The organism is Rhodospirillaceae bacterium (genome assembly GCA_016712715.1).
GTDB lineage: Bacteria > Pseudomonadota > Alphaproteobacteria > Dongiales > Dongiaceae > Dongia.
Genome location: JADJQM010000003.1, coordinates 98,246 through 120,227, shown reverse-complemented (window position 1 = coordinate 120,227; position 21,982 = coordinate 98,246). Strand labels below are relative to the sequence as shown.

General features: G+C 61.1%; 20 protein-coding genes. 14 read left to right on the top strand and 6 right to left on the bottom strand.

Going from position 1 to position 21,982, the window contains the following annotated elements; translation table 11 throughout:
- Nucleotides 1-45: 45 nt before the first annotated feature.
- Together IPK59_18355 and IPK59_18350 are read left to right on the top strand one after the other, a co-directional pair.
- On the top strand, nt 46-1,041 hold the full coding sequence (locus IPK59_18355) for a DMT family transporter (protein ID MBK8160641.1): 996 nt from the start codon (nt 46-48) through the stop codon (nt 1,039-1,041).
- Entirely contained in the window at nt 1,038-1,940 is a 903-nt protein-coding gene (locus IPK59_18350) for a DMT family transporter (GenBank protein ID MBK8160640.1), read from the top strand. The genes IPK59_18355 and IPK59_18350 overlap by 4 nt, the downstream gene beginning before the upstream one ends.
- 7 nt (nt 1,941-1,947) lie before the next feature.
- On the opposite strand, the gene IPK59_18345 is transcribed toward IPK59_18350, so the two are convergent.
- Nucleotides 1,948-2,298: a DUF1232 domain-containing protein gene (locus IPK59_18345; protein ID MBK8160639.1), complete on the bottom strand. Its 351-nt coding sequence runs from the start codon at nt 2,296-2,298 to the stop codon at nt 1,948-1,950.
- A gap of 184 nt (nt 2,299-2,482) precedes the next feature.
- Between IPK59_18345 and IPK59_18340 the strand changes: the two genes are divergently transcribed.
- Nucleotides 2,483-3,211, top strand: coding sequence for a sel1 repeat family protein (locus tag IPK59_18340; GenBank protein MBK8160638.1), 729 nt, complete (start codon nt 2,483-2,485; stop codon nt 3,209-3,211).
- Here IPK59_18340 and IPK59_18335 read toward each other — a convergent pair.
- The 4 genes from IPK59_18335 to IPK59_18320 form a co-directional block, all read right to left on the bottom strand.
- Nucleotides 3,208-3,597 (bottom strand): ATP-binding protein, encoded by a 390-nt coding sequence (locus IPK59_18335; GenBank protein MBK8160637.1) that lies wholly within the window; start codon nt 3,595-3,597, stop codon nt 3,208-3,210. The genes IPK59_18340 and IPK59_18335 overlap by 4 nt on opposite strands.
- A gap of 274 nt (nt 3,598-3,871) precedes the next feature.
- Nucleotides 3,872-5,836 carry a PAS domain-containing protein gene (locus tag IPK59_18330; GenBank protein MBK8160636.1) on the bottom strand — a complete coding sequence of 655 codons (1,965 nt, stop codon included), beginning with the start codon at nt 5,834-5,836 and terminating at the stop codon, nt 3,872-3,874.
- Between the two features lie 105 nt (nt 5,837-5,941).
- The gene (locus IPK59_18325; protein MBK8160635.1) at nt 5,942-6,358 is read right to left on the bottom strand and encodes an OsmC family protein; all 417 of its coding nucleotides are present in this window, start codon (nt 6,356-6,358) and stop codon (nt 5,942-5,944) included.
- 10 nt (nt 6,359-6,368) lie between these two features.
- Nucleotides 6,369-7,484, bottom strand: coding sequence for an Mrp/NBP35 family ATP-binding protein (locus IPK59_18320; protein ID MBK8160634.1), 1,116 nt, complete (start codon nt 7,482-7,484; stop codon nt 6,369-6,371).
- A gap of 182 nt (nt 7,485-7,666) precedes the next feature.
- Between IPK59_18320 and hflK the strand changes: the two genes are divergently transcribed.
- The 3 genes from hflK to IPK59_18305 all read left to right on the top strand — a co-directional run bounded on the left by hflK (nt 7,667) and on the right by IPK59_18305 (nt 11,402).
- Nucleotides 7,667-8,839: an FtsH protease activity modulator HflK gene (gene hflK, locus IPK59_18315; protein MBK8160633.1), complete on the top strand. Its 1,173-nt coding sequence runs from the start codon at nt 7,667-7,669 to the stop codon at nt 8,837-8,839.
- The gene (locus IPK59_18310) at nt 8,836-9,723 is read left to right on the top strand and encodes a protease modulator HflC (GenBank protein MBK8160632.1); all 888 of its coding nucleotides are present in this window, start codon (nt 8,836-8,838) and stop codon (nt 9,721-9,723) included. The genes hflK and IPK59_18310 overlap by 4 nt, the downstream gene beginning before the upstream one ends.
- 227 nt (nt 9,724-9,950) lie before the next feature.
- Nucleotides 9,951-11,402, top strand: coding sequence for a DegQ family serine endoprotease (locus IPK59_18305; protein ID MBK8160631.1), 1,452 nt, complete (start codon nt 9,951-9,953; stop codon nt 11,400-11,402).
- A 9-nt stretch (nt 11,403-11,411) separates the two neighbouring features.
- On the opposite strand, the gene serB is transcribed toward IPK59_18305, so the two are convergent.
- Nucleotides 11,412-12,317 carry a phosphoserine phosphatase SerB gene (gene serB, locus IPK59_18300; GenBank protein MBK8160630.1) on the bottom strand — a complete coding sequence of 302 codons (906 nt, stop codon included), beginning with the start codon at nt 12,315-12,317 and terminating at the stop codon, nt 11,412-11,414.
- Between serB and miaA the strand changes: the two genes are divergently transcribed.
- The 8 genes from miaA to mrdA all read left to right on the top strand — a co-directional run bounded on the left by miaA (nt 12,316) and on the right by mrdA (nt 21,982).
- A complete protein-coding gene (miaA, locus tag IPK59_18295) occupies nt 12,316-13,314 on the top strand; it encodes a tRNA (adenosine(37)-N6)-dimethylallyltransferase MiaA (GenBank protein ID MBK8160629.1) in 999 nt (332 codons plus the stop codon). The genes serB and miaA overlap by 2 nt on opposite strands.
- A 94-nt stretch (nt 13,315-13,408) precedes the next feature.
- Nucleotides 13,409-15,169: an acetolactate synthase 3 large subunit gene (locus tag IPK59_18290; protein MBK8160628.1), complete on the top strand. Its 1,761-nt coding sequence runs from the start codon at nt 13,409-13,411 to the stop codon at nt 15,167-15,169.
- A 68-nt stretch (nt 15,170-15,237) separates the two neighbouring features.
- The gene (ilvN, locus tag IPK59_18285; GenBank protein ID MBK8160627.1) at nt 15,238-15,774 is read left to right on the top strand and encodes an acetolactate synthase small subunit; all 537 of its coding nucleotides are present in this window, start codon (nt 15,238-15,240) and stop codon (nt 15,772-15,774) included.
- A 51-nt stretch (nt 15,775-15,825) separates the two neighbouring features.
- Nucleotides 15,826-16,845 (top strand): ketol-acid reductoisomerase, encoded by a 1,020-nt coding sequence (gene ilvC / locus IPK59_18280; protein ID MBK8160626.1) that lies wholly within the window; start codon nt 15,826-15,828, stop codon nt 16,843-16,845.
- Nucleotides 16,846-17,432: 587 nt separating this feature from the next.
- A complete protein-coding gene (locus IPK59_18275; protein ID MBK8160625.1) occupies nt 17,433-18,476 on the top strand; it encodes a rod shape-determining protein in 1,044 nt (347 codons plus the stop codon).
- Nucleotides 18,477-18,632: 156 nt separating this feature from the next.
- Nucleotides 18,633-19,538: a rod shape-determining protein MreC gene (gene mreC / locus IPK59_18270; protein ID MBK8160624.1), complete on the top strand. Its 906-nt coding sequence runs from the start codon at nt 18,633-18,635 to the stop codon at nt 19,536-19,538.
- The gene (locus IPK59_18265; protein ID MBK8160623.1) at nt 19,535-20,053 is read left to right on the top strand and encodes a hypothetical protein; all 519 of its coding nucleotides are present in this window, start codon (nt 19,535-19,537) and stop codon (nt 20,051-20,053) included. Before mreC ends, IPK59_18265 begins: the two co-directional genes overlap by 4 nt.
- A 9-nt stretch (nt 20,054-20,062) precedes the next feature.
- Entirely contained in the window at nt 20,063-21,982 is a 1,920-nt protein-coding gene (gene mrdA / locus IPK59_18260; GenBank protein MBK8160622.1) for a penicillin-binding protein 2, read from the top strand.

The following is a 21,982-nucleotide window of genomic DNA, read 5'->3' as shown; positions in this document are numbered from 1 at the left end:
TTCCGAGGCCGCGCTGCCCCTGGCAAGACGATTCCCGACATACACATGACGAGTTCCGACCACAAGAGAAGCGGCCTGCCGGACCCGATGCTGGCCGCCCTCCTGGCCCTCGGCGCCTGCGTCTTTTTTGCCTGCCTTAGCGCTACGGTGAAGCATCTGTCGACCGAGCTGCATGGGTTCGCCATCGCTTTCTGGCGCAATTTGTTCGGCTTCGTTTTCATGATTCCCTGGCTGTGGCGCCATGGCCTGGGCAGTTTGCGGACGGGCCGGTTCGGCACCTATCTGTTCCGGTCCGGGCTCAGTGTCATCTCCATGATGTGCGGTTTTACCGCACTCGCCTACATGCCGATCGCCAATGCGACCTCGCTCAGCTTCACCGCCCCCTTGTTCGCGACCATTCTTGCGGCCCTGGTTCTCAAGGAGAAGGTGCGGTTGCGACGCTGGTCGGCGACGCTGCTGGGGTTTGCCGGGGTCATGATCGTGCTGCAGCCGGGGTCGACCGGCATCGGCCTGGGGGAGATCCTCGTGATCGGCAGCGCCTTCCTGACGGCGACCGTCTCGGTCATCGTCAAGACCCTCTCGCGCAGCGAAAGCTCGCAGGCCATCGTGACTTATATGGTCCTGCTGTCGACGCCGCTGGCACTCGGGCCGGCGCTCTTCCACTGGGACTGGCCGAGCCTTGCCGCCTGGCCCTATGTCGTGGCATTGGGCCTGTTCGGCACGTTGGGGCATCTGTGCTGGACCCGCGCCTTCGCCATGGCCGATGCCTCGGCCATCGTGCCCTATGACTATTCACGCCTGATTTTCACCACCGGGATCGGCATCATCTGGTTCGGCGAGAATCCGGATCACTGGTTCTGGATCGGCTCGGCCGTGATCATTGCCGCGGGTCTCTACATCGCCCAGCGCGAAGCCTTTCTGCGCGGCTCGCGTGGGACCAAGGCGGTTGCAATGCAGGCCAGCGCGGAGAGTGCGCAGCCAGGTATCGGCGCCGACGTCAACGCCCCTAAAAATTCCAGCCAAGGTGATGTGCCGCGATGAGGCAGGGCTTCCTCAATCTCTCGGGCAATGCCCGCGGCTGCATCTGGATGGCCTTGTGCGGTCTTGGCTTTTCCGTCATGGCGGCGTTCGTCAAGCTGGTGGGCCAAGCCGGTATCAATACCTTCGAGATCACCTTCTTCCGCTGTTTCATCGGTTTCCTGATGCTGGTGCCGTTCATCGTGAAGACAGGGCCGCGGGGCCTGCACACGCAGCATCTGAAGGCGCATGTGCTGCGCTCTGGCCTGGGCATCGTGGCCATGGCCTGTTCCTATCTCGGCATCGCCAAGCTGGAGCTGGCGACCTATACGGCGCTGAGCTTCACCAAACCCCTTTTTGCCGTGTTGCTCGCCGTGATCATTTTAAAGGAAGACGTGCGCTGGCGACGCTGGGCGGCGACGATCGTCGGTTTCCTCGGCGTGCTGGTGATGATGCAGCCTGGCAGTGGTGCTTTCAACCCCTGGGCATTGCTGGCCCTGGGCGATGCCATGTCGATCGCCCTCCTGATCACCATCCTGAAGCGCCTGCCGGCAAGCGAAACGCCGCTTATCATGCTGTTCTATTATGGCCTCATCGCGACCGCGCTGGTGGCGCCCCCCGCGATCTATTATTGGCAATGGCCAGAGCCCATCGAATGGCTCTATCTGATCATCATCGGGGCGACCGGGGCGATGTCGCAGTATTGGTGGATCCTGGCGTTCAAGGCGGGCGAGGCGTCAGTCGTGGCGCCGTTCGACTATCTTCGGCTGCTGTTTGCCGGCGCAGTCGGGTTCATGGTCTTTGCGGAACTGCCAGATCATTGGACGTTGATTGGTGCCGGACTCATCATCAGCAGCACGGTTTATATTGCCCAGCGCGAAGCGCGCCTTGGCCAGTCGCAGGCCAAATTGCCCGGGACGTAGGGCACCCTCAGGAATCGAGGTTGGAGATCATTGCCCGGGCCTTCGCCCGATGTTCGGGAGTGATATGTTTGGCGACCATTTTTACCGCCCCATAGACCACGGCGGCATCGTCGGCGAACCCGAAGAAGGCGAGAAAGTCGGGGACCGCATCAAGCGGCAGGACAAAATAGGCAAGGGCAGCCATCAGCACCGCCTTCACCTTGAAGGGGGAGGCCGGGTCAGTGGCGCAATAGTAAGCCGCCACCAATTCATCCAGGAAGGGAATGCGCTTGGCGATACGGCGCACCTTCGGCCAGAATCCCTGCTCGACTCTGGCCTTGTCACGTTCAAACTTGGCGGATTCGGCCGGTTCAGTCATCGATCTGGATGGCTCCGTCAAACAATTCTCCTTCCCCGTAGCGTCATCACAGATGGGGCGTCAGATCCTGCCTGGCAAGCCTGGTGGTAGCCGAGGGTGGCGGAATTCAGAGGTTATAAACGGATTGTGAGCTTAACTGGCTCGGAAAATGCTAAGGTAAGCGGGCAATTTTGACGTTCGGTCCATGAAAATCAGACACATCCTGTTCTCGGCGGCCCTTTGTGCCGGTCTTTTGGTCGTTCGCCTGGCCGCTGCCCAGGAAGCAACCCCTCTGCCTCCGCCGGACGGCGCCTCGGCAGCGCCCGGGGAGGGGCCAGCATCGGCCATCACGGATCCGTCGCTGGCAGCGAGTGCGCCGGCAGCTCCCGTCGACGAAAAGCGTGCCTGCAAGCACACGGTCTTCGTCGAGGAAATTCCCTATACCTGGGACATGCTTGAGAAGGGCACCGATACCGCATGGATTGCTTACAGCAATGGCGAGTTTACGAAGGCCGTGCCCGTCTTTGCGCGGCTTGCCGAGCTGGGTCACCCAGTGGCGGAATGGCTGATGGGCAATGTCTATTATTTCGGACAAGGCGTGCCGCTGGACCTGCGTACGTCATTGAGCTGGTTTGAAAAGGCGGCCATGCAGGGCTGCTTTGCCGCCTACGCTCCCACGGCGCAGATGTATGAAAACGGCGACGGTACTCTCATCGACCCGGGCAAGGCATACATGTGGTACAACATCGCCGTTGCGCAGTTGCCGCAGGGCAAGGAGCGCCTGGAGATGGTGGAGCGACGTGAGAAGGTCGCCGCTCTATTGACGCCGGCGCAGTTGGAAGCGGCCCAGAAACGCTCCCTGCAGTTCGAACCCAAACTGATTGTACCGCCGGACATTTCCGAACTGCCGGAGGACTTCTTCAAGCAGCCTTAACGCTGAGCATCCTGTGCCTTTGGCATGGCGACCTCCACGGTCGTCCCGACGCCCGGGGTGCTGGTGATTGTCAAGCGGCCACGCATCAGTTCGACCAGGCGCTTGACCAAGGCGAGGCCAATGCCGGAGCCACCGACCTCCGCCCGCATGGGATCGCCCAGGCGTGTGAAGGGCTGCATGGCGCGCTCGATCTCTTCGGGAGCCATGCCGACCCCATTGTCAGTTACGCGGAACGTCACCACGTCGCCGTCATCGCTTGTTGCGAAGACGAGGCTGCCCCCCTTGCGCGTGTACTTGGCGGCATTGCTGGCCAAATTGAGCAGCACCTGGCGAAGGAGACGCCGGTCAGCGAGACAAGAGCATCTGGCCGCGTCGACAATCGTCAAGGCATGCTGCCTTTCAAGAGCCAGTGCTGCGCAGGTTGTTGCGCGCCGATACTTCCAGCCTCTGTCGGTTCATGTATTCGCTCGACATAAACACGGCCATCGCGACGAGACCGATCAGGAGGTACCTCACGAGGCGCGATTTGGGCATGATGGCGATTCTGCCCTGAATGATACCGAGATGTCATTGGGGCAGGGGGAGCTGATGCTGTCAACATTTGCCGCCGCTGCGATGCCAAGGGCCGGATGGCCAGACCGCGGATGCGAGGTGAACCTGCTATCTGGCGCGCGGCATGCGCACCTCAACCTTGGTCCCGGCGCCGAGCGCGCTCGTGATCGTCAATGTCCCGCGCATGGCCTCGACCAGACGCTTCACCAGCGCCAATCCGATGCCCGAACCACCCACTTCCGCCCGCATCGGGTCGCCGAGGCGAGTGAAGGGCTGGAGGGCCTGTTCGATGTCGCCGGGCTCCATGCCAATGCCGTTGTCGATTACGCGAAACACCAGATCATCACCATCCGCCGCCACAATGACATCGATCAGACCGCCTCTGCGGGTGTACTTGGCGGCGTTGCTGGTAAGATTGATGACGACTTGGCGCATCAACCGGCGATCGCCCCAGCACGCGTCATTCGTCTCGACCTGAATGTTAAGGCTGTGCCCGTATTCCCGGGCCAGGGCATCGAGGATGGCGCGGCAGTCACTCAGAAGCTGGTCCGGGGTCAAAGATTCGGGTTTGATGTCGAGATGTCCGGCTTCGACGGCGGAGAGGTCAATGATCCCGCCCAGCAGATCGTACAGCACCTGGCCGCTCTTGTGGATGTCGGTGGCATAGTTGAGGTATGTGGCATTGCCGATCGGCCCGAACATTTCTCGTCTTAGAATGTCGGAGAATCCGATAATCGCGTTCAGTGGCGTCCGCAGCTCGTGGCTCATCGTGGCGAGGAACTTCGACTTCTCGCGATTTGCGGCCTCGGCGCGGCGCAAGGCCTCCAGCATGCGTGCCTCGGCCTGCTTCTGACTCGTGATGTCCAGCACGTAACCGGCAATGGCAATGACCTTTCCGGCGGCGTCGATCACCGGAAACTTGATCTCCCGCTCCCAGGTATAGAGGCTCGAATCGTCCGACCGACGCTCCGCCCTGATAACCTCCCCCTTGAGGGCGAGGGCGTCGTCCCGTGCCAGTTCCTGCGCAAGCTCCGGTCTGACGAAGTCATCTGCCGTCCGCCCGCGGAAATCCCGTTCGCCGATCTTGTAGGCCCTGAATGCCTCTTCATTGAGATCCAGGTAACGCCCATCCGTGCCTTTGACATACATGGCGATAGGCGAGTTTCTCATCAGCGCGCGCAACAGATCGCGATTGCGATTGACCTCTATCTCCAGTCGCCGACGACGTTCCACATAGGGCACCGCTACGAGAACCACAGCGCCGCAGAACACGGCAGCAATAATAATGAACAGGCGTTGCAGCGTCTGCTGGTGGTCCGGTGCCGAGGCAACAACCTGGGCTGCCAGATACCATTGTCCTTCTGGCAGACGGATGGGAACTTCGACCGGGTCTGCGGCAAAGATGCCCGCATCACCAAATATGACATCCGGCACGCGCATTGGCTGGCGGTTGCCGCGGATGGCGATCTTGAGGCCCAATGTCATATCGGAAATCCCCGATTGCTGCAGCAGTCCGTCCAATCTTAACGGCAGGCTGATCGCACCCCAGTAGTTGAGAAGGCCGGTCTCCGATTTGATCCGGATCGGGATGCGCACGACGATGACCACGTACCCGACTGGAGTTGCATCGGTCCCGAGACAACAGCATCGTCGGACTGGAGTGAGTTTGTCATAAGAACCCGGTGGGTCACCTGCGCTTTTCGGATCGGCCTCGATGGCCATTGGTGGCGCGCCGAAGGGGCAATTGTACTTGACGGTTTCGCCGACGATGAGGGCGATGTTGCGCACCTTCGGCTGTGCCGACAAAATGGTGCGGCAGATCGCCGTGAATTTTCGCTCGTTGATGTTTGGCTCGGCGGCGACAAGGGCAGCCAGACCCAGTCCGAGGTCGGTCCCCGCGGCGATCTCAGTTAAGAAGTTGTTAGCAAGGGTTTCAAGCTGGCTCCTGGTGCGGGCCTCGGAAGCGCGGGCAATATCGCGACGATAGGCAAATTCGCCTATGAGAAAGACAAGCACCGCAACAAGGATTGCGGCGGCGACAACCGCCACAGTTTTCAACTTTGGTCGCGCCACCACCCCACAACCCCGCGACAATCAGACAATGCCTTATTGGCGCAGGGGGCAAAGCGACTGTCAACTGTCGCGCGCACTCGACGCAATCTGAAAAGGCGCTCGATTCTAGACGGCAACGATCTCGAAGCTGTGGGTGATCTCGGCGGTCTTGCCGAGCATGATCGAGGCGGAACAGTACTTCTCCGCCGAGAGGTCGATTGCGCGCTGGACCGCTTCCGGCTTCAGATTGCTGCCGGTAACGACGAAGTGCATGTTGATCCTGGTGAAAATCTTGGGGTCGCTGTCAGCCCGTTCGGCTTCCAGCCGGCATTCGCAGCCACGGATGTCGTGGCGGCCCTTCTGCAGAATCATGACCATGTCGACGGAGGTGCAACCGCCGGTACCCAGCAGGAGATATTCCATGGGCGATGGCGCCACGGTCGGACCACCCGGCGTCGTGGCAGCACTCATCACGACCGCATGCCCGCTGTTGCTCTCACCCAAAAACGTCTTGTTCTCGACCCAGGTCACACGCGCTTTCATTGGAGATCTCCTATTGCAGCACGATGCGCGGCGCGACGCGCTGCGGTGTCATTTCCAGTTTGGTCCAGATCTTTGTGGCGATCTCGCCATAGGCCAGCGAATGCGGCGAGGTGGGATTGCTGGCGACGATCGGGGTGCCGGCATCGGATGTCTCGCGAATCTGGATGTCGAGAGGGATCTCGCCCAGGAAATCGACACCGAACTTCACTGCTTCGCGCTGCGCGCCGCCATGGGCAAAGATGTCCGTCCGATGGCCGCAATTGGGGCAGCTGAAATAGCTCATGTTCTCGATGATGCCCAGCACGGGCACATCGACCTTGCGGAACATGTTCAGGCCCTTCTTGGCATCGAGGAGGGCGATATCCTGCGGCGTCGAGACAATGACGGCGCCGGACAGCGGCACCGATTGCGACATGGTCAACTGCGCATCGCCCGTTCCAGGCGGCAGATCGCAAACCAGGATATCGAGCTCGCCCCAATTTACCTCTCGCAGCAACTGGGTAATGGCGCTCATGACCATTGGGCCGCGCCAGATCATCGGTGTGTCTTCCTCGATGAGGAAGCCCATCGACATGACCTTGACGCCGAAGCTCTGTTTGGGCTCCAGCGTCTTGCCGTCCTTGCTTTCGGGGCGACCGCTCAGGCCCATGAGGCGGGGTTGCGATGGACCGTAAATGTCGGCATCGAGCAGGCCGACCTTGAGGCCGAGGGTGGTGAAGGCGAGGGCCAGATTGGTGGCGGTGGTGGATTTGCCGACCCCGCCCTTTCCGCTGGCGATGGCAATGATGTGCTTGACGCCCGGGACCAATGCCTTGGCGCCGCCCGGTTTCTGCCCGGGTGCCGCCGGTCGTTGTTGCGCCGCCGCACCGGCCGCCGGTGCCTTATGCGCAGTGAGGACAGCGGTGACCGACAGGACGCCAGGGAGTTTCATGACCGCCGCCTCGGCCGCTTTGCGCAGTGGCTCGAGCTTGTCGCCCAGGGCCGGATCGACCTCGATGGTGAACCCGACATGGCCTTCGCGCAGCACCAAGCCCTGAACCATGCCGCGGTCGATGAGATTTCCGCCTTCTGGAGCGGTAATTGTCGACAGAATCGAGCGAATTTCCGCTTCGGTGATGCTGGCCATCCTTGAAATACCCTCTTTCCACCCCGATATGATGCGCGCGCCATCCAATCATTCAGAGGGACCGAGCTCTTAAGGTCCTTTGATTGCGGTGGTGCGGCGGCTGTCATATAAGGCTTTGACGCGACCAATAAAAGGGCGCTGGCCGGCAGCGGTCTCATTCATGACCAGTCTCGAGGATTCTTATGGCGTGGAATAATCAGGGCGGTCCCTGGGGTGGCGGGCAAAGTCCCTGGGGTCGCGGTGGCGGCAGCGGCAATCAACCCCCCGATTTCGAAGAAATGATCAAGCGTGGCCAGGACCGGATGAAATCCATCCTGCCCGGCGGGTTTGGTTCCGGCCGGGCCCTGACGCTGATCGGCGCCGTAGCGGTTGCCTTATGGCTGCTGACCGGCTTTTATGTGGTCAATCCGGGCCAGGTCGGCGTCAACATGCTGTTCGGCCGCTTCGTCAGCCAGACCACGCCGGGCCTGCGCTGGAACTGGCCGGTCCCGATCGGCGATCACTACACGCCGGATGTCGCGACCCGCTACCGCGTCGAGGTCGGCTTCCGGGCCGAAACGGCCAGCGGCTCCGACCGAGATGTGCCGGAAGAGAGCCTGATGCTTACCGGCAACGAGAATATCATCGACGTGCGCGCGGTCGTTCTGTGGCGCATCAACAATGTCGAGCAGTTCCTGTTCGGAATTGGCGATCCGGAGACCAGCGTCAAGAACACGGTTGAAGCGGCGTTGCGCGAGATTATCGGCCAGTCCAGCTTTGAGTTCGCGATTACCGAGGGTCGCGGCCAGATCGAAGTGAAGGCGCGCGACCTCGCGCAGCAGATGCTTGACAGCTATCGCTTGCCCACGGCTGGCGAAGTCGAAGAGAGCAAGGCTGGCGCCATCATCATCGAACAATTGTCACTGCAGAAGGTCGATGCGCCAAGCGAAGTCATCGACGCCTTCCGCGATGTGCAGAAGGCCCGGGCCGATCGCGAAGCGGCGATCAACGACTCCCAGGCCTATGTCAATCAGGTGACCGAAGAGGCCAAAGGGCAGGCAACCCAGATCGTCAAGCAGGCCGAAGCCTACAAGGCAGAAAAGGTCGCCATCGCCCAGGGTGACGCGCAGCGTTTCATCTCGGTCTATGAGGAATACAAGCAGTCGCCGGATATCACTGAGCGCCGACTCTATCTTGAAACCATGGCCGGTATCCTTGCCGGTATGAACAAGATCCTGATTGACGATTCAGGCGCCGGCGGCACCGTCCCCTACCTGCCGCTCGATCAGTTACTGAAATCGCGCCAGCAGGCACCTGACACGACGTCAACCGATCCAGCGCCGGCTTCCGGTAGCATTACGGGAGCTTCGCAATGAGCCAGGGAAAGATCGTTCTTGCTGCTATTGTCATCGTCCTGGCGGCGATTGTTGCCTACAGTTCCACATTCGTGGTGCAGCAGGCTGAGTCTGCTATTGTCCTGCGTTTCGGCAACCCGCAGGCCGTGATTGAGGAGCCGGGGTTGAAGCTCCGTGTGCCTGTAGCCGACCAGCTCGTGATCCTGGATCGTCGCGTCCTGAACTTTGACGCGCCGGCGCAGGAACTTCTGACTCGTGATCAGAAGCGCGTCGTGATCTCAGCCTTCGTGCGCTACCAGATCGTTGACAGCCTGAAGTTCTATCAGGTCGGCCGCACTTACTCGAACGCGGAAAGCCAGATCCGCAGCGTGCTGGGTTCGACCCTGCGCAGCGTCATCGGCAATGTCGCCCTCGTCGATACTTTGACCCCGAAGCGGGCCGATATCATGCGGCAGATCCGCAGCGAGCTGACGCGGCAGGCGGCTGAACCCTATGGCATCAAGATCGTCGATGTGCGCTTCAAGCGTGTCGATCTGCCGGCGCAGAACAGCGAAGCGGTTTTCAACAGCATGCGCAAACAGCGTGCCCAGGAAGCAGCCGGTATCCGCGCCGAGGGTGCCAGAGAGGCCCGTGAAAAGCGGTCGGAAGCGGACAAGCAGCGGATCGTCGTGGTGGCAGAGGCGCGCAAGAAGTCCGAAATCCTGCGCGGTGAGGGCGAGGCCGAAGCGATCGGCATCTACAACCAGGCGTTTGGGCGCGATCCGGCCTTCTTCGATTTCTACCGCTCGCTCCAGGCGATGCAGGAAGGCCTGCGCGGCGACACAACCACCTATGTCGGTCCGCCGAGCGGCGATTTCTTCCGGTTTTTCGGAACCGAGATGGGCAAAAAGCCGTCTGCCCAGTAAAGAGCTGAAGAAACCTTGCTGCGACAGCATTGTTGATTTGTTGACAAGGACCGATCGGGCATCTTGCCCGGTCGGTTTTTGCGTTATAGTGGGTAATGAAATCCGAGTGGCGGCCGAACACGTAGTCAGGTGGCGGCACCATTGGCGCCAATCATGACGAGGTGAACAGGGCGATGCATACAAACCGGAACCATGCACAGACCCGGGCAATTGCCGTGGCGCGGCCGATGATCGGCATCGGCCAGCTCCGCCTCCTTGGGTTGGCGCTGTTGGTGGTGCTGCTGGCGATGCTGGCCGGCCTCAAACTGGCCACCGCGCGCTCAGCGCCGGAGAGCTTCGCCGACCTTGCCGAGAAGTCCCTGCCGGCCGTCGTGAACATCTCAACCACGCAGATGGTCTCGCCGGACAGCCAGGTCCAGGATCTTGATGAGATGTTCAAGGAGTTCCTGGACCGTCAGGATGGCGAAAGGCCCAAGCCACGCAAGGCGACCTCCTTGGGGTCCGGGTTCATCATTGATGCCACCGGCTACATCGTCACCAACAATCATGTGATCGACGGTGCCGAGGAAATCACGGTCATCACCCACGACAACGAGGAATTGAAGGCCAAGCTGGTGGGGCGCGATGAAAAGACCGATCTTGCCTTGCTGAAGGTCGAACCCAAGACGCCGCTGCCGGCCGTCAATTGGGGCAATTCCGACGCGTTGCGGATCGGCGATTGGGTCCTGGCGATCGGCAACCCGTTCGGCCTGGGCGGCACGGTGACGGCTGGTATCGTCTCGGCGCGCCAGCGCGACATCAACGCCGGTCCCTATGACGACTTCATCCAGACCGATGCCTCGATCAACCGCGGCAATTCGGGCGGCCCGATGTTCAACCTGGATGGCGAGGTGATCGGCATCAATTCAGCGATCTATTCGCCATCGGGCGGTTCGGTCGGTATCGGCTTCTCGATCCCCTCCAACCTTGCCAAGGGCGTCATCGCCCAGATCAAGGAGTTCGGCCATCCGCGACGTGGCTGGTTGGGGGTCCGTATCCAGACAGTCAGCCCGGAACTGGCGGAAGGCTTGCGGCTACCTGAAGCCAAGGGTGCCTTGGTATCGAGCGTCTCAGCCGGTGGCCCAGCTGACAAGGCCGGCATTCGGCAGGGTGACGTTATCCTGGAGTTCAATGGTCGTGACGTGGCCGACATGAAGGCCCTGCCGCGCCTCGTTGCGGATTCCCAATTCGGCAAATCGGTGCCCGTCTCGATCTGGCGCAAAGGTGCCAAGACGACAGTCACCGTGGAACTGGGCGAACTCGACGAACAGGCCGAAGCTGCCTTGCAGACGACCCAGCCGGAAGGCGAACCTGAAGCGGCACCCGACAAGGGTGACAAGATCGAGCTTCTCGGCATGGAGGTCGGCAAGATCGATGGCGCTGCGCGCGCAAGGTTCGAGCTGCCGGAGGATGCCGAGGGCGTCGTTGTTCTATCGGTCGATGAGAATGGTCCGGCGGCGGAGAAGGATCTGCGGCCTGGCGATGTGATCGCCGAGGTCGACCAAAAGGCGGTGGTGGTGCCCGGCGATGTGCGTGACCGGGTCAAGTCGGCCCAGGAAAATGGCTATCGTCTGGTCACGCTGCTGATCAATCGTGAGGGCGATTTCCAATGGATCGCGGTCAAGATCGGGAAGAAGTAGCTCGCACGGCTACTGAACGAACTCAGCTCGACGATAGCCCATATAAAACAGCAGGCCGGTGAGATCGGCGTAGTTCAGCTGGCAGCCGATGGTTGCCTTGACCTTGGCCTTGCCGCGATAGCCGCAGCCCAGGGACGCTGCACTCAGCATCGGGATGTCGTTGGAACCGTCACCGATGGCCGCGGTCTGCCCTGGCGCGAGGTTCAATTCCCTGGTGAGGTGACGCAGGCGGCCGAGCTTGCCGAACTCGCCATCCGGATCGACGATCGGCGGTATCAGGCGGCCGGTCGTCTTGCCGTCCTCGAATTCGAAATCGTTCGAAATATCGATGTCGAAACCGACCCGGGATGCGACGCGGCTGGTGAAATAGCGGAAGCCACCCGATACCAGGGCCGTATAGCAACCGTCCCGCCGCAGGGTGCGGATGAGGGTCTCAGCGCCGGGCGACACTTCGACCTTGTCATAGGCGGCGGCGAACTCGGTCTCGGTCAGGCCGGCAAGCAGCGCCACCCGCGCAATCAGGCTCTGCGTGAAATTGATCTCTCCTTTCACGGATTTCTGGGTGAGGGCGTCGATCTCCGCCTTGTTCGTGGCAAAGACCGAAAGATCGTCGAGCGTTTCGGCCGTGACGATGGTGGCGTCCATATCACAGAGCAGAAGCTGCTTCTTGCGCCCGGCCGAGGCTTGGGCATAACAATCGACGGCATCGCCGCCCAGCATCGCCAGGGCGATATTCTGGGCGCTGGTGGCACCAAGGCCCGTGAACGCGAGATCGCAGGCAAAACCGGGGTCGAGCCAATCCGGACCGGCGACTTTGGCGCCGGCGCGGGACAGAGCAGCCTCAATGCCGGCAAGCCTGACCGGGTCGAGGCGGGCCTTGTCGGTGGCTGAAACGATGGTGAGAACGAGCTCCATGACGGTTGGGCGTATAGAGGAAAGGGCTGTAGAGGACAAGCCGGCAGGTGCTGGGCGCGTCATTGTGCTTGCGGGACCTACGGCCTCGGGCAAGTCCGCCCTGGCGCTCGATCTGGCGGAATCCTTGGGCGGCACTATCATCAACGCGGATTCCATGCAGGTCTATCGCGACTTGCCCATCCTCACGGCGCAGCCGGATCCGGCCGATCTCACCAGCGTGCCGCATCGCCTCTACGGGTTTCTCGATCTCGATGACGCCTGCGACGCAAGGCGCTGGGCAGACCTTGCCGCCACCGAGATAAGTAAGGTCATCGAAGGTGGTGGCGTTCCGATCCTCGTGGGTGGCACCGGGCTCTATTTGCGGGCACTCATCACGGGTTTCAGCCCCTTGCCGGATATTCCCGAAGCCATCCGCAGCGCTGCCCGGACGATGGTGGCGGAGCAGGGCGCGCCAGCCGTCCATGAGTTGCTGCTGGAGCGGGACCCAATCAGTGCCGCGCGCCTAAAGCCGACCGATCGGCAGCGCGTCGCCCGGGCCTGGGAGGTGCTGGCAGCGACGGACCAGCCGCTCTCCTGGTGGCAGGCGCAAGCGCCCGTGGCGCCGACGGCGCATCGCTTCTTCACGCTGGTCATCAATCCGGATCGAGCAGCGCTTTACGAGGCGGTTGATGGGCGTTTCAGAGTCATGGTCGATCGCGGCGCGCTGGCCGAGGTCGCGGCGGCGGAACGCCTGCCGGGTCAGGCCGTGGCCGGGGGCCGCAAAGCGCTGGGTTATCCTGAGCTGGCAGCCGTGGTCCAAGGGGCCACCGACCTGCAAGCAGCGATCCCCGCAGCGCAGCAGGCGACCCGCCGCTATGCCAAGCGTCAACTCACCTGGTTTCGCCACCAAATCACGGATGCATATTTTATATCGCCTGACGTACCAGCTATGAAATTTTCGCAAAGTTATACGGCAGAAATGCGCCACAAAATTCGCGATTTCCTGTTGACCCCTTAGGGACCAGACACTAAGGTCCGGCCACCGCAGCGCGAAATTCGCCCTGCGATTGGAATTTCTTGTGCCCAAGGGGGCGCAACCTGAGGATCAGATCATGGCAGCAGAACCTATCACCGGTGCGGAAATCATCGTCAAAGCACTGATTGATCAAGGGGTTGAGGTAATTTTCGGCTACCCCGGCGGGGCCGTATTGCCGCTCTATGACGCGCTCTTCAAGCAGAACAAGGTGCGCCACATTCTTGTGCGGCACGAGCAGGCGGCTGTGCATGCGGCGGAGGGTTATGCGCGCTCGACCGGCAAGGTCGGTGTGGTCCTCGTGACCTCGGGCCCCGGTGCCACCAATGCGGTCACCGGCCTTACCGATGCGCTGATGGATTCGATCCCGCTGGTCTGCCTCACCGGCCAGGTGCCGACGCATCTCATCGGCAACGATGCCTTCCAGGAAGCCGACACCACCGGCATCACGCGGCCCTGCACCAAGCATAACTACTTGGTGAAGTCGGTCGAGGATTTGTCGCGGAAGGTCCATGAGGCCTTCTATGTCGCCCGCTCCGGCCGGCCCGGCCCGGTGCTGCTCGATCTGCCGAAGGATGTGCAGCAGGCGAAGTACGAATATGTCAACCATGCCGGCCAGCGTCACCGCACCTATAATCCGGTGCAGAAGCCGGACCGCGCGCAGGTCGAGAAGGCCGTCGAGTTGATGGCGACTGCCAAGCGCCCGCTGTTCTATATCGGTGGCGGCTGCGTCAATTCGGGTCCGCTGGCCTGCAAGATGCTGGTCGATTTCGTGCGCCTCACGGGCTTTCCCTGCACGCAGACCTTGATGGGTCTCGGCGCTTTCCCGGCCTCCGATCCGCTGTCGTTGGGCATGGTCGGCATGCATGGCATGTTCGAATCCAACCATGCGATGCATGACTGCGACGTCATGATCAATATCGGCGCGCGGTTCGACGATCGCGTGACCGGGCGCCTCAACGCCTTCTCGCCGGGATCGAAGAAGATCCATGTCGATATCGATCCGAGCTCGATAAACAAGAGCGTCCGCGTCGACATTCCGGTCGTGGGCGATGTGGGGCATGTGGTCGAAGAGATGATGCGCATCTGGAAGGCGCGTCAGATCAAGACCGACCAGAAGGCCCTGGCGACCTGGTGGGACCAGATCAACAAATGGCGCGGCCGCAACTGCCTCAAATACAAGCCGCACGACACGATCATCAAACCGCAGTTTGCACTTGAGCGGCTCTATGCGGCGATCAAGGACAAGGACTTCTACATCTCGACGGAAGTTGGCCAGCACCAGATGTGGGCTGCCCAGTTCCTGAAATTCGAGAAGCCCAATCGCTGGATGACCTCGGGCGGTCTCGGCACCATGGGCTATGGCCTGCCGGCTGCCTATGGCGTGCAGGTGGCGCATCCGGAATCCCTGGTGATCGATGTCGCCGGCGAAGCTTCGATCCTGATGAACATCCAGGAAATGGCGACGCTGGTGCAGTACCGGCTGCCCGTGAAAATCTTTATCCTGAACAATCAATGGATGGGCATGGTGCGCCAGTGGCAGGAATTGCTGCATGGCGGCCGCTATTCCGAATCCTACAGCGATGCGCTGCCGGATTTCGTGAAGCTTGCCGAAGCCTTCGGCGCCTCCGGCCTTCGTGCCACGAAGCCGTCTGAACTTGATGACGTCATCAAGCAGATGATCGACATCAAGGGGCCGGTCATGGTCGATTGCTGCGTCGATGAAAAGGAGAACTGCTTCCCGATGATTCCTTCCGGCGCGCCGCATAACGAAATGCTGCTTGGTCCCGATGATCAGTCTGCCCGGCCGGTCTCGGAAGAGGGCATGGTTCTGGTCTGATCATGAGTGATGCAAAGCGTCGTGGTTTGGGAATTGTCTCAGGCGTGCCGACCGGAATTGCCGGTGGCATGAAGCTGAGCGGGGAGGCTACAAACGTGAAAGATACAATGATCGAACGCCATACGATGTCGGTGCTGGTGGACAACGAAGCCGGTGTCCTCGCCCGTGTCATCGGCCTCTTTTCCGGCCGCGGCTACAATATCGAGAGCCTGACGGTGGCCGAGGTCGATGCCGACCAGCATGTCTCGCGCATCACCGTGGTGACCTCCGGCACGCCAATGATCATCGAGCAGATCAAGAACCAGTTGCAGCGCCTGGTGCCCGTGCATAGCGTGACCGACCTCACGGTCGAGGGACCTTCGCTGGAACGGGAAATGGCGCTGGTCAAGGTGGCGAGCATTGGCGATAAGCGCGTCGAAGCGCTGCGCATCGCCGACATCTTCCGCGCCCATGTGGTCGATGCGACAATCGAATCCTTCGTGTTCGAGATGACTGGCTCGACTGAGAAGCTCAATGCTTTTATCGGCCTGATGAAGCCCTTGGGCCTGGCTGACGTGTCGCGTACCGGGATCGTCGCCATGAAGCGCGGCAGCGAAGCCAACTAATCGTCCGGCCCGAAAGCTGGAGCTGACTTGTTTTACTGAAAGGGAAAGACCATGCGTGTTTATTACGATCGTGACGCCGATGTGAACCTGATCAAGGGCAAGAAGATTGCCGTGGTCGGGTTCGGCAGCCAGGGCCATGCCCATGCGCTCAACCTCAAAGACAGTGGCGTCAAGGACGTGCGCGTGGCTTTGCGCAAGGGCTCCGCGTCGGAAGCCAAGGCAACCTCGCAGGGCCTGCAGGTCATGAGCCCGGTCGAGGCGGCGAAGTGGGCCGACCTCATCATGATCCTGACGCCCGACGAATTGCAGGCGAAGCTCTATGCCGAGGATCTGGCGCCGAACATGCGCCAGGGTGCGGCACTTGCTTTCGCCCACGGCCTCAACATCCATTTTAAGCTCATTGAGCCGCGTCCCGATCTCGACGTCGTCATGATCGCGCCGAAGGGCCCGGGTCACACTGTGCGCGGCGAATATGTGAAGGGCGGCGGTGTCCCCTGCCTCGTGGCCGTCGCGCAGAACCCCAGCGGCAATGCGCTTGAGCTTGCCATCTCCTATGCCAGCGCCATCGGCGGTGGCCGTTCGGGCGTCATCGAGACCAACTTCCGCGAGGAATGCGAAACCGATCTGTTCGGCGAGCAGGTCGTGCTGTGCGGCGGTCTCGTAGCCCTCATCCAGGCCGGTTATGAAACCCTGGTCGAAGCCGGTTATGCGCCGGAAATGGCCTATTTCGAGTGCCTCCACGAGGTGAAGCTGATCGTCGACCTGATCTATGAAGGCGGCATCGCCAACATGCGCTACTCGATCTCGAACACCGCCGAATACGGCGACTACGTGACCGGTGGCCGCATCGTCACCGAAGAGACCAAGAAGGAAATGAAGCGGGTCCTCGAGGACATCCAGTCGGGCCGCTTTGTGCGCGACTTCGTTCTGGAGAACGCGGCCGGTCAGCCGAGCTTCAAGGCGACCCGTCGCCGTCAGGCCGAAGCCGGCATCGAAGAAGTAGGCGCCAAGCTCCGCGCCATGATGCCCTGGATCGGCAAGAACCGCCTGGTCGACAAGACCAAGAATTAAGCGACTGCCGGGTTGCGCTCAAGGACAAGGACGGTTCCATCGGAACCGTCCTTTTGTTTTTCGGCCATTGAGCGACATGCCGGCCGCCCTTGGAGGTGCCGTCAGTCGGCCGGGAAATAGGGCAATTTTTACGGTAATTGCCCGCGACAGCGAGCCCTCCAGGGCGGCTTTGCGGCCAAGGTTCAGCGTTGGCATGGGTAAGTTGGCCGTCCGGCGCCTTGTGATGCACAGGTGATTTTGCCGGGACCGGGCCAGCATCCGCACCTCGATTTTCCAAAATGCCCGGCACTCGTTTGGAATTCCATTACAAATCCTCTTGTCCCGGTTACATGCGGGCGGTAAAAGCAAGCCCGGATCGGATCGCGCAGACTTCCGGAGTCGGGTGCGTTTCGGGCCAGTAAGGCATGACAAAACCAAGGAATATTCCCGATAGATCAGGGCGTCGCCAAGGTATCTGCCGGCAGCGCGCGATTTGCACCAGGGGAATGCAGGCCAAGGAATTGCAATATGTCTGATCCCGAGCAGGCTGTAACGGGCATGCCGGTAAGAACAATAACGCCGCGCGGTGCGGCAAGCAGGTGGTACTGATGTTTTCGAAGTTGATGGGCATGTTCTCCGCCGATATGGCGATCGACCTCGGTACTGCAAACACGCTGGTTTACGTCAAGGGCCGTGGCATCGTGCTAAACGAGCCGTCGGTCGTCGCCATCGCCGACGTGAAGGGCAAGAAGCATGTGCTCGCCGTGGGCGACGAGGCCAAGCTGATGCTGGGCCGCACGCCCGGCAACATCCAGGCGATCCGCCCCTTGCGCGACGGCGTCATCGCCGATTTCGAAGTTGCCGAAGAGATGATCAAGCATTTCATCCGCAAGGTGCATAACAACCGTCGCAGCTTCGCGCGTCCCCAGATCATCGTCTGCGTGCCCTCCGGTTCCACCGCCGTCGAGCGCCGCGCCATCCAGGAATCCGCTGAATCCGCCGGTGCCAGCAAGGTTTACCTCATTGAGGAACCGATGGCGGCTGCGATCGGCGCTGGCTTGCCGGTGACCGAACCTACAGGTTCGATGGTCGTCGATATCGGTGGAGGCACCACGGAAGTTGCTGTGCTCAGCCTTGGCGGCATTGTCTATTCCCGCTCGGTCCGCGTCGGGGGCGACAAGATGGACGAGGCGATTATCGCCTATATCCGCCGCAACCATAACCTTCTGGTCGGCGTAGGGTCAGCCGAGCGCATCAAGAAGGAAATCGGTTCGGCCTGCCCGCCGGAAGACGGCGAGGGCCGCGTCATGGAGATCAAGGGTCGCGATCTCATGAATGGCGTGCCGAAGGAATTGGTGATCACTGAGCGTCAGGTCGCAGAGGCCTTGGCCGAACCAGTAGGCGCCATTATCGAGGCCGTCAAAGTGGCTCTTGAGCACACGGCGCCGGAACTCGCGGCCGACATCGTCGATAAGGGCATCGTGCTCACCGGCGGCGGCGCGCTGCTGGCCAACCTCGACTTCGTCCTCCGTCACGCGACCGGCCTGCCGGTCTCGATCGCCGACGACGCGCTCTCCTGCGTGGCGTTGGGCACGGGGCGCTGCCTTGAAGACATCAAGGCCCACAGGCACGTCCTCATCAACATGTATTGAGGCGGTTGGCCCTCGCTGAGCGATTTCTCACGAGAATTCGCCAGCTTATTAATTGCGCTTTAACCCTGCCTGTGGAAAAATGCCCTAAGTGATTGATTGACCTCAGACTCGTGGTCGGTCTCCTTGGTTTGGGAGGAATCATAGGTGAACAAGCGTATGGGATCGATCGGGGCCGCCGCGGCGTCTCGCTCATGGACCCATCGTTTCACTTTTGTTCTTTTGGTCGCCTTTGCCTTCGGTCTGATGCTGATCGGCAAACCTGATTCCGTCCTGGTCAGCCGCGTTCGCATGATGATGATGGATATCACGGCGCCGGTGATCAATGCAGTCTCCCGGCCGATCGATGCAGCCCGTGAAACGGCGAGTGATGTCCGCGACTACTTCGCGCTCAAGGCCGAAAATGAAGCGCTCAAGCGTCAGAACGACACCCTTTTGGAATGGCAGCGGGTGGCGCGTGAACTGCAGGCCGAAAATGCCAGCTTGCGTGACCTGCTGAACTTCCAGCCGGGCCCCAAGGTTAGTTTCGTGACGGCCAGTGTCGTTGCGGACACTTCATCGAGCTTTGTCCGCTCGCTGATCGTGCTGGGCGGCACCAGGGCCGGCGTTGCCAAGGGGCAGGCTGCGGTCACGGGGAGTGGGCTCGCGGGGCGCGTGCTTGAGGTGGGGGAGCGCTCGGCGCGCATCCTCCTGATCACCGACATCAATGCCCGTGTGCCGGTGGTGGCGGAACGCAGCCGCGACCAGGCGGTTCTCGCTGGACGCAATTCCGATCTGCCGGAGCTTCTTTACCTGTCCCGCGACAGCGACGTCAAAATCGGTGACCGCATGGTCACCTCCGGGCAAGGCGGTGTGTTCCCGGCCGGATTGCCGGTGGGTGAGGTGGTTTCGGTCACCGGCGGCCATATCCTCGTCCAGCCTTTTGTCGATTTCAGCCGCCTCGAGAACATCCGACTGATCGATTACAGCCTGCCCGGCATTCTGCTCAACGATCTCGGCGTCGATACAACCAAGGCCCTCAGTCCAGCCAAGGCCGGAACGATTACCTCCGGGGCATCGGAGTGATCAGGCCGAGCCTGGGCCAGCAGGCGGATATCGCCTGGCGCGCAGCACTACCCGTCGGACTGACTTTGCTGCTCATGTTCGCGGCTCTCTTGTCCTGGCATCTGCCGCGCCTCGGCACCATTGCCTCGGCCTTGGTGCTGATCTCGGTCTTCTTCTGGACGTTGCATCAGCCGGGGTTGATGAGTATGTGGGGCGTGCTGTCGATCGGGCTTATCCACGACCTGATGACGTTGGCGCCTTTCGGTGTTGGCCTTCTGGTACTCCTGATCGTGCATGGGATCGCCCTTTGGCAGCGCAAGGCGCTCAACGGGATGCCGTTTTTGTTGATCTGGGGATTGTTCGGTGTCGTCGCCGCCGGCGCCACGCTGCTGACCTGGCTGCTGGTATCGTTCCTGCAGGAGATGCTGGTAAATCCAGCCCAGGCATTCAATCTTTTCCTGCTCGAACTGGTTTGCTATCCGCCCCTCGCTTACGTCTTCGCGTGGATCGAGCGCCGATTGCTGCCGACCGATTGAGAATGCGCCATGGCTGGAAATAAGCAACAGGCTCAAAATCAGGCCAAAATATTCTCCCGGCGGGCAATGATCCTGGGCGGGATGCAGGCGACGCTTGTGGGCTCGCTCATTGCGCGCCTCTATTATCTCCAGGTCATTGAATCCGAAAAGTATCGCCTGCTCGCGGATGAGAACCGAATCAACCTTCGACTCCTGCCACCGTCGCGGGGGCTCATTCTCGATCGCTTCGGTGTTCCGCTCGCGGCCAATTTCCCGAACTACCGCGCCATTCTCGTCGCGGAGCAGACCAAGGATCTGGAACAGACGCTTGGGGATTTCGCCCGCCTGGTGCCGCTGACAGAGCGCGAGCGCACCAAGGTGATGCGTGAACTGAAGCGCAACCGGGCCTTTACGCCGATCCCGGTGAAGGAGGATCTGTCCTGGGAGCAGATGAGCCAGGTCGAGCTCAACCTTCCGGAACTGCCCGGCATTTCGATCGAAGAAGACCAGAAGCGGTACTATCCCTTTGCCGGTCTCACCGCACATATCCTCGGCTATGTTCAGACGGCCTCGGAAAGCGAGGTAGCGGCCGATGCCGATCCTCTGCTGACCCTGCCTGGATTTCGTATCGGGCGGAATGGTCTCGAGCGCACATATGACAAGTCGCTGCGCGGCTCGGCCGGCAAGAGTGAGATTGAAGTCAATTCAGTTGGCCGCATTATCCGGCAGCTGTCACGCGTCGAAGGCAAGGCCGGCGCGGATCTCGTCACCACGATCGACATCGGTCTGCAGGAATTCGCCCAACAGCGCATCGCCGCCGAGCAATCGTGTTCCTCTGTTGTCATGGACATCTTCACCGGTGAAATCCTGGCAATGGCCTCGACGCCCAGCTTCGATCCCGCGTCGTTCTATCGCGGCATTTCAAGCGACGAATGGCAGATGCTGAACACCGACATGTTCCGGCCGTTGACCAACAAGACCATTTCAGATGGCTACGCACCTGGGTCGACATTCAAGATCGTGACCACGATGGCAGCTCAGGAAGCCGGCATAAGCCCCAACTTCAGCGTCTTCTGCCCGGGCTTCTACACTTTTGGGCCGATGCGCCTGCATTGCTGGAAGAAAGAAGGGCACGGCCATGTCTCGATGACCGATGCGCTGAAGCACTCCTGCGACGTCTACTACTACGATATTGCCAAGCGGGTCGGTATCGATGCCATCGCCGAAATGGCGCGCAAGTTTGGACTGGGCAAAGTCACGGGCATCGATCTTCCCGGCGAGAATTCCGGTGTCATTCCAGACCAGGCTTGGAAAATCGGAACGCTGGGCGAAAAGTGGTATCCGGGCGAGACATTGGTCGCGGGAATCGGCCAAGGCTTCATTCAGACGACACCGCTTCAGCTCTGCCTGATGACCGCACGGGTCGCCAACGGTGGCTATGCCATCACGCCGCGCCTGTTCAAGCGCTATGGCGCCTCTGGCGGCGCCGCGGCGGAGGCCGGCGAACTCGCCGCCAATGCCGGTCTCGCCGAAGGGGCGGCACCCAAGATGGATGTCAATCCCAACCATCTGGCCATTATTCGGCGCGGCATGGATCTGGTGACGAACGATCAGCGCGGGACCGCCTATCGTCGTCGCATTGACATTCCAGGTATGGAGATGGCGGGCAAGACCGGTACCAGCCAGGTGCGTCGCATCACCATGTCGGAACGTGCGACTGGAGTGCGCAAGAACGAAGATCTGCCCTGGCCGCAGCGCGATCATGCCTTGTTTGTCGCCTACGCACCGGTACACCAGCCGCGTTACGCCATCTCGGTCGTCATCGAACATGGCGGTGGCGGCTCTACCTTTGCCGCGCCGATCGCGCGCGACATTCTCATTGAATGCCAGCGTCGTGACCCGGCGCGCCGCAATCCCAATGACGAAGGCGGCAGGCGGGAAATGCCATGA

Coding starts and splice junctions, on each gene's coding strand:
- IPK59_18355 (MBK8160641.1), top strand. CDS start 46: ATGACGAGTTCCGACCACAAGAGAAGCGGCCTGCCGGACCCGATGCTG.
- IPK59_18350 (MBK8160640.1), top strand. CDS start 1,038: ATGAGGCAGGGCTTCCTCAATCTCTCGGGCAATGCCCGCGGCTGCATC.
- IPK59_18345 (MBK8160639.1), bottom strand. CDS start 2,298: ATGACTGAACCGGCCGAATCCGCCAAGTTTGAACGTGACAAGGCCAGA.
- IPK59_18340 (MBK8160638.1), top strand. CDS start 2,483: ATGAAAATCAGACACATCCTGTTCTCGGCGGCCCTTTGTGCCGGTCTT.
- IPK59_18325 (MBK8160635.1), bottom strand. CDS start 6,358: ATGAAAGCGCGTGTGACCTGGGTCGAGAACAAGACGTTTTTGGGTGAG.
- IPK59_18320 (MBK8160634.1), bottom strand. CDS start 7,484: ATGGCCAGCATCACCGAAGCGGAAATTCGCTCGATTCTGTCGACAATT.
- hflK (MBK8160633.1), top strand. CDS start 7,667: ATGGCGTGGAATAATCAGGGCGGTCCCTGGGGTGGCGGGCAAAGTCCC.
- IPK59_18310 (MBK8160632.1), top strand. CDS start 8,836: ATGAGCCAGGGAAAGATCGTTCTTGCTGCTATTGTCATCGTCCTGGCG.
- IPK59_18305 (MBK8160631.1), top strand. CDS start 9,951: ATGATCGGCATCGGCCAGCTCCGCCTCCTTGGGTTGGCGCTGTTGGTG.
- miaA (MBK8160629.1), top strand. CDS start 12,316: ATGACGGTTGGGCGTATAGAGGAAAGGGCTGTAGAGGACAAGCCGGCA.
- serB (MBK8160630.1), bottom strand. CDS start 12,317: ATGGAGCTCGTTCTCACCATCGTTTCAGCCACCGACAAGGCCCGCCTC.
- IPK59_18290 (MBK8160628.1), top strand. CDS start 13,409: ATGGCAGCAGAACCTATCACCGGTGCGGAAATCATCGTCAAAGCACTG.
- ilvN (MBK8160627.1), top strand. CDS start 15,238: ATGAAGCTGAGCGGGGAGGCTACAAACGTGAAAGATACAATGATCGAA.
- ilvC (MBK8160626.1), top strand. CDS start 15,826: ATGCGTGTTTATTACGATCGTGACGCCGATGTGAACCTGATCAAGGGC.
- IPK59_18275 (MBK8160625.1), top strand. CDS start 17,433: ATGTTTTCGAAGTTGATGGGCATGTTCTCCGCCGATATGGCGATCGAC.
- mreC (MBK8160624.1), top strand. CDS start 18,633: ATGGGATCGATCGGGGCCGCCGCGGCGTCTCGCTCATGGACCCATCGT.
- mrdA (MBK8160622.1), top strand. CDS start 20,063: ATGGCTGGAAATAAGCAACAGGCTCAAAATCAGGCCAAAATATTCTCC.